General features: G+C 44.6%; 4 protein-coding genes. 3 read left to right on the top strand and 1 reads right to left on the bottom strand.

Features of this window, described 5'->3' with window-relative positions; genetic code table 11:
- Positions 1-174 precede the first annotated feature (174 nt).
- Together IQR33_RS02475 and IQR33_RS02470 are read left to right on the top strand one after the other, a co-directional pair.
- A complete protein-coding gene (locus IQR33_RS02475) occupies positions 175-2,181 on the top strand; it encodes a TonB-dependent siderophore receptor (RefSeq protein ID WP_005376624.1) in 2,007 nt (668 codons plus the stop codon).
- A gap of 41 nt (positions 2,182-2,222) precedes the next feature.
- Positions 2,223-2,504 (top strand): DUF2218 domain-containing protein, encoded by a 282-nt coding sequence (locus tag IQR33_RS02470; RefSeq protein WP_005376622.1) that lies wholly within the window; start codon positions 2,223-2,225, stop codon positions 2,502-2,504.
- 88 nt (positions 2,505-2,592) lie between these two features.
- On the opposite strand, the gene IQR33_RS02465 is transcribed toward IQR33_RS02470, so the two are convergent.
- Positions 2,593-2,844 (bottom strand): YgjV family protein, encoded by a 252-nt coding sequence (locus tag IQR33_RS02465; protein ID WP_005376619.1) that lies wholly within the window; start codon positions 2,842-2,844, stop codon positions 2,593-2,595.
- An 861-nt stretch (positions 2,845-3,705) separates the two neighbouring features.
- On the opposite strand from IQR33_RS02465, the gene IQR33_RS32125 reads away from it, so the two are divergent.
- On the top strand, positions 3,706-7,653 hold a 3,948-nt coding region (locus tag IQR33_RS32125), incomplete at its 3' end, for a retention module-containing protein (protein WP_228013725.1).

Here is a 7,653-nt window from a genome sequence, read left to right as displayed (position 1 = left end):
GTCTTTGGGTTAAAGCTATCTTGGCAATTTTAGTTCGTTTTGTTGTGACTTCCTGCATTTGACACTTCCTCATAACACTTGTGCGATTTCGCATAACCGAATCGCCTTTGTATTTATAAAACTCATGCTTATTATACCTGAGAATTATTATCATTAATATTTAGGAGTTAAGTTATGGAAAGCCCTGCTTGTTCACCTATCAAGCTTTCAAGCCTTTGCCTTGCAGTGGGAATGGCGCTATCAACCCCTGTTTTAGCTCAAGATACTGAGTCACATTTTGAAGAGGTCGTTGTATGGGGAACGAAAGTTTCCAGCAACACTGAGTCGATGTTTGCGGACGACATGTCACTGAAGCAAGCGGATCATATGTCTGATTTACTGCGCGATATTCCCGGTGTGGATGTTGGTGGCACACACTCTGTGAATCAACGTATTACGATTCGTGGTTTGAGCGAAACCGATTTGGACATTCGTCTTGACGGTGCTTCTCAGCATGCGAGCATGTTCCATCATATTGGTAACTTGACGTTGAACCCTGACATTCTCAAATCTGCGGACATTCAGGTAGGTAATAACTCTGTGACTCAAAACGGGTTAGGCGGTTCGGTCTACTTTGAAACGAAAGACGCTCGTGACTTACTTCGTTACGATGAAAAGTTTGGTGCGCGTGTTTATGGCGGCTATGCATCCAACGACAACCAACAAGGTTCGTTGACACTGTACGGACTTTTGTCCGAAAACATTGATGCGATGGTCTATGGCCATTACGTTACGCGTGATGATTTTGAAGATGGTGATGGCAATAAAACCTATGGTGCTGCAGGTGATGTTTACAACATTCTGGCTAAGCTGGGGTATGAACTAAATGACATCCATCGTTTTGAGCTCTCTTATGACATGTACCGAGACAGTGGAGATTACAGTCCGCGTCCTGATATGTCGGGTAGTGCAAATAATAGCCTGTCGAGCAAGTTACTTATCCCTACGGATTATGACCGCGATACCGTTACCTTGAGTTACGAGTTGCGAGGCGAACAACACCAAGGAAACGTCACTCTTTATAATACCGAGACAGAAATTAAACGTGACGAAACGGTGATGGCCCCTCGTTGGCCCTCGAACCGTTTATCAAAGAACACCGCCAAAAACCAAAACTTTGGTTTGAATGGCAAATTCCAGTCAGATGTTATGTTAGGTGAGTTTGATAATCGAGTCACTTATGGCTTCGACTACATGGATAAAACGTCTTCGAGTTACTACGGTAGTCGTAAGTTTATGGACGAATCGGCGATTTCAACCGCACTGTTTGTAGAAGATCAGTTCTTCTTCTCTGATGCCTTCTTTATTACTGCAGGTATGCGCTTTGATGATTACAAACGCAAAGCTGAGACAGGAAACAGTAATTATGATGATGTGACTTGGGCTCTAGCAGCAGAATGGGCGGTGACGCAAGATTGGACGTTGTTTGCGAGTGCACGCTCTCTATTTAAAGGTCCAGAGCTAATGGAAACCTTTATTGCTTACCAAGACGTTGCATTTTTAGAGGATGGGTTAAAGCCAGAAACGGGATTGAACACGCAGGGTGGTGTTCGTTTTGATAAAACCTTTGATAAGCATTTCTTTGGGGCGAATATTACGATATTCCAAACGGAAATTGATGATTACATTGCAGACCAGTACCAAAACGCGACTCAAACTTACCTGATTTACAACTTAGGTGATGTTGAGATTAAAGGCTTTGAGGCAAGTGCTTCTTATGGTTACGACAAGTTTAACAGCAAACTTTCTTACTCTAAGTCGGACACCAAAAACAAGAATACTGGTGGTCCTGTTGCTGGGGGTAATGGGCGTAGCATTGATATGGGTGATAGCATTGCTCTAACTTTGGATTACCAGTCAGACGCTTTAGAAACGATCTTCGGGTGGAACTCAATGTTTGTTCTAGAGGAAGACAACGTCTTTGATGGTCAGCCAAAGAAAGCAAGTTATGATGTGCATAATCTATACGCTCAATGGGTGCCGTCTGATATTGATGGACTGTCGGTGACCTTTGGTATTGATAATGTATTTGACGAGTTGTACAGCTCTCATGCGTCTCGTTCGGGTACTGCACGTGGCTTCACGCTTGATGACTACGAGCCGGGTCGCAACTTCAAGCTCTCTGCAGCTTATCAATTCTAACAAGGTTCTTCATAGGACGTTTCAAAGTAACGAGTAAGTTCATGATTAAAGAAAGCACCCGAATAGATAGTGAACACGCTGACAAATACTTAGTGACGCTTTGTCGGCATTTTGGACGAAAGGTTCCTGCTACTTGGAATGAAAATAGCGGTTTGGTGACATTTCCGACGGGAAAAGCGGAGTTTAACCTTTGTGCATCTAGCCTAACTATAACCTGTGAGGCGGATTCAGAAGAGAAACTGAATACGGTTAAGGCGATCATTTCATCGCATGTGGACATGTTTTCTCGTCGAGAAACATTAGCACTTAGCTGGGTTCGTTAGCGCTCGTTTAGGGATGCTGTGATAGAAGTGGAATATTAAAAGCAAAAGCCCGCAATCTTATGATTTGCGGGCTTTTATTGTTTGAATGCTATTGCGCTTTCTCAGGCTCTAGGCTTTTTTTTTCCTGCTGCATTTTTGCTAGGAAGTAGATGTTAACGCAAGCAATAAAACCGTTAGTTAATACTACAGGCCAAGAATCAATCATTAGTCCGTAAGCGGTAAATAGCGCACAACCAATAAAGTTAAGGATACGAAGCTTAACAATATCTTTCATAGTTAGCGAAATAGCGACCATGATTGAAGCTGCATAACCTAAAATCTCAACCATATTCATGTCCATTTTTTGACCCTCTTAAAATCTGCCGAATTTTGTCGGTACCAATTCTTCTCATCTTGAGATTAATGAGGAAGCTCCATGCCTCGAATGGTCTTTTTTTGTTGTAAGGACGCACTATATCAATGGAAAAACCGTGATAAAAGCCTCAAATCAAGGTTAAGAGAAGGTTAGCGATTACGCAAACGTTTAGGACTGGAATTACTGATAATTTTACTTATTGTGTTGATTGATAATAACGATGACATTAATAGCTCAAACACCATTGAAAGTAAGGGAATATTTACATATCATTGAAAATGATAATTATTTTCAAGTGCTGTGTTTATGTATTTTATTATTAGCTTGCTCGTGTTTTTTTTGCTGTATATCAGAACAAAACCGAACTCGTGGTGTGCGGGGATTCATATCGTAAGCCACTTTTTTATCGTTGCATTTTGTCCTGCAATTTATGTTGTTCAATATTTAATCGTTACGTTTTTTTCGTCACCGATATTGATTAAGCTGTCATCACGCTCCGGTGTATACAACATTCTCATTGCTTTTCTTCCATTATTGATCGCAACCGGCAGTCTGGCGTTTAGCTGAATGATTTCATCTCTCTTCTTTTCTTAAAACAACTACACTTAATCAGAATAAGGTATCAATTTCATATAATTATTCGATATCTACGCGTCAGCACATGTGTCACATTTCTGTGACTACGAGTAAGTTTTACTTATGTTGCTTGGTAGTAGGGTATTTATCGATTGTTTAATGATTCAATACTTAGTTTAATCGTATAAAGGTGTGCAGTATGCCGCACTAAATTAATAAGAAATTATCTAAAAAGGTTAATGGGAAACGTAAGCCATTAGCGGAGGTCAGATGAGTACGCACACGGTACCGCAGAGCGCGATTGTAAATGCTGTCAAAGGTGAAGTTTTGGTTTTGGGCCTGGATGGAAACGTTAAGGTCATAAAAGCGGGGGATGAGTTAAGACCTGGCGAGATTATTATCACAGAAAATAATGCTTCTCTCGACGTACAGATAAATAATGAGCTTTATCTGGTCGATGCAAATTGTGTTGCTTGTCTTCCTGTGCCTTCTTCTGAACCGTTAGAACCAGTATTGGTACAATCTCCAGTTAATGGCTTAGTGACTTTTGACCCAACGGCTATTGGAAGTGCTGACTTCGACGCCAACGATATTGCCGCTATCCAGCAAGCTATTTTAGACGGAGCTGACCCTACCGCTATCTTAGAAGCAACAGCTGCTGGCGCAGGTGCTGAAGGCTCGGCTAATGCTGGCTACGTGACGGTTGAATATAATAACCCGGAAGTACTCGCTTCTACTTTTTTTGAAACGTCTGCGACTCGCAGCGGAGAAGATGATCGCGACGAAGATGACGGTTTGAATGTCACGATTTTTGCTGATGGTGGGCAGTCACTGCAATCTAGCGTAACAGAAGGCTCAATTTCTCTATCTAGCTACCCGCAAACCATTTCTTCTAGTGTGCTGGTTGAAGCAGGGGATCTCGCACTTGATACTGCTTCATTTGTACCTGAAACGTCCTCATTAGAGTCTTTGTTAACCGAGTTAAATAGTGACATTACCTCTGGTGGTCAGCCAGTGGCGTTTGTTTACGACGAAGCGCAAAATGCCATTATCGGCACTCAAGGTGGTAACGAAGTGCTTCGTATCGAGATCGAAGCGACATCTTTAGGCCGTGATTTAGAGTTAGAGGTCGTTACCACGATTAGCCAGGGTATTGACCATGTGGCGTCCATCGCTGATGGCCAAGTATCTATCGTCGGTGATCAAATCAATATCGCTTTTGACATTACAGGCGCAGATATTGGTGGTAATAGCATTCAAGCGCCTATCGATTTTACGACAACCGTTATTGATGGCGATGATCCTGCGCCGCAGAACGTTACTTTTGAAAACGTTGAATCTTCTTCTACACCAATTACTGGCACTTTTGTTGATATTGGTAGTGATCAATTGGCAACGGTCACGTTTAATCAAGAAGGACTTAGTCAGTTCGATGGCCTACTGAGTGATAATCAGGCGACAGAAGCGGTACTCTCTGAAGACGGCAGTACTATCACCTTGTCCATTGCGGGCTCGAATGAGACCGTCTTAACCATCAGGTTGAATACTGATGGTACCTACCAATTTGAGCAATTTAAGCCGTTAGAACAAACAAACGGTGAAGATACGATTGAGCTCTCTTTGCCAACCACAATCGTCGATTTCGACCAAGATACGGCAAGCAACACCTTTACGATGACCATCCTCGATGGCGATAACCCAGTGATTGAGAACGTGACGGGCTTGTCTTTAGATGAGGCGGGGGTTGACCAAGGTTCACAGGCAGGCGCGGCAGTAACAAGTGGTACTGGGTCGATCACGACAGCGGTCGGAAGTGACATCATTGATCACTATGAGTTGGAACCTACAGAGTTCAATGTTGGTGGAGAACTCCAATCTCAAGGGCAGGTTGTTCAACTAGAACTAGCGTCCGAGAGTAACGGCGTACGTACTTACGAAGGCTTCATCGAGCTGGATGGTGTGCGTATTACCGTATTTGATGTGGCGATTGATGCACCTGCATTGGGCGAATACCAATTCAACTTGTATGAACAACTTGACCATACGGGTGCTAACGATGACTCGCTCACTTTCTCACTGCCAGTTTACGCGGTAGATGCGGATGGTGACCGCTCCTCTATTACCGAAGGTTCGAACACACCAGAAGCTGCGCAAATTGTCATTCAAGTTCAAGATGACGTTCCTTCGATTGATGGCGTTGATGCGCTAGCCGTCGATGAAGACGATTTATCAAGCATTGGCTCCGATCAAAGCGACTCTGTGTTCGCGCAAGGTAGCTTCACGACGACTCAGGGCTCAGACCGTGTTGTAAGTTATCAATTAGAGAGCGGCACTGATCCACTCAATGGGTTGGAATCGCAGGGGCGATCTATCTCTCTGACGGAAACAACCAATTCAGATGGCAGCTTTACCTATTCTGCAACGGCAGAAGGGGACGCTATCTTCACCTTACAAGTGAACCCTGACGGTTCTTATTCATTTACCCTTGAAGGTCCAATCGATCATGCTGTGGGTAGCGATAGCTTAACTCTAGACTTCACTATTGTCGCAACGGACTTTGACGGTGACACCAGTTCACTTGTTCTACCGGTAACCATTGCCGATGATGTGCCAACCATTAATGACGTTGTCGCTCTTACCGTCGATGAAGATGACTTAAGTTTGGTAGGCTCTGACCAATCACAGTCAACGCTGGTCGAAGGTCAGTTTACGACAACTCAAGGTTCTGATGGCGTCGTACAGTATCAGTTGGATGTAAACGCTGATTCTTTAAATGGCCTGCAATCTCAAGGTCAAACCGTTTCCATTGCCGAAACGCAAAATGCAGATGGCAGTTACACCTACAGCGCAACGGCAAATGGCAGTGCAGTTTTCACATTAATTTTGAATACCGACGGCTCGTACAGTTTTGAGCTGCAAGGTCCAATTGACCATGCGGCAAATAGCGACAGCTTAACCCTCGATTTTAATGTTATTGCTACTGATTTCGATGGTGACACAAGCCAAATCGTACTGCCTGTTACCATCGTGGATGATAAGCCGACCATTACCGATGTCGATGCGATTACCGTTGATGAGGATGACTTAGGCACGATTGGGTCAGATCAGACTGACCCGATTTCAATCGATGGCAACTTCACCACCACACAAGGCTCGGACCGAGTAGTGAGCTATCAGCTCGATGCTTCTTCGACACCAGTTGACGGCCTCACATCACAAGGCGTGGCAGTCACGCTAACTGAAACCGCAAACGGCGATGGAAGCTTTACTTACGAGGCGACAGCGGGTACTGAAGCGGTCTTTACGCTTACAGTGAACACTGATGGCTCTTATAACTTCACGCTTGAAGGTTCAATTGACCATGCAGTAGATAGCGATGAGTTGACACTGAACTTCCCAATCATCGCGACCGACTTTGATGGCGACACCACAAACGCCACTATCCCTGTGACGATCGTGGACGATAAGCCAGTTATTACTGACGTGGATGCCATTACGGTTGATGAAGATGATCTAGCGTCAATCGGTTCAGACCAAAGCAATCCGATTTCTATTGATGGTAACTTCACCACCACACAAGGTTCAGACCGAGTGGTGAGCTACCAACTCGATGGCACATCAACACCAGTTGACGGTTTAACATCGCAAGGCGTGGCTGTCACATTAACTGAAACTGCAAACGGTGATGGCAGCTTCACCTACGAAGCAACAGCGGGCTCTGAAGCAGTCTTTACGCTAACAGTGAATACTGATGGCTCTTATAACTTCACGCTACAAGGGCCAATTGATCACGCGGTGGGTAGTGACGAGCTGATACTGAACTTCCCAATTATCGCAACCGACTTTGATGGCGACACCGTCACAGAAACGATTCCAGTCACAATTGTTGATGATGTACCGACTATCACAGCGGTGGATGCGTTGAGTGTCGACGAAGACGACCTTAGCGGTGTGGGTTCAGACCCAGGCGGCGATCTGTTCGTTGAAGGGGCGTTTACAACCACACAAGGCTCTGACCGAGTGGTGAGCTATCAACAGGATTCAACCGCAGATCCTGTTGCGGGGCTGACCTCTCAAGGTGAGGCGATTATCTTGGTGGAAACCGCGAATGGCGACGGCAGCTTTACTTATGTTGCGACCGCTGACGGCAATCCTGTCTTCACGTTGAATGTCGCAACAGATGGTACGTACGATTTTACGCTGCAAGGCCCGATTGAC

The organism is Vibrio sp. OPT46, assembly GCF_015163535.1.
GTDB lineage: Bacteria > Pseudomonadota > Gammaproteobacteria > Enterobacterales > Vibrionaceae > Vibrio > Vibrio alginolyticus.
This window is presented reverse-complemented; position numbering and strand designations above follow the sequence as displayed.

What these genes read in the sequence shown, in the direction of transcription:
- IQR33_RS02475 (WP_005376624.1), top strand. Translation starts at nt 175, where the DNA reads ATGGAAAGCCCTGCTTGTTCACCTATCAAGCTTTCAAGCCTTTGCCTT.
- IQR33_RS02470 (WP_005376622.1), top strand. Translation starts at nt 2,223, where the DNA reads ATGATTAAAGAAAGCACCCGAATAGATAGTGAACACGCTGACAAATAC.
- IQR33_RS02465 (WP_005376619.1), bottom strand. Translation starts at nt 2,844, where the DNA reads ATGGACATGAATATGGTTGAGATTTTAGGTTATGCAGCTTCAATCATG.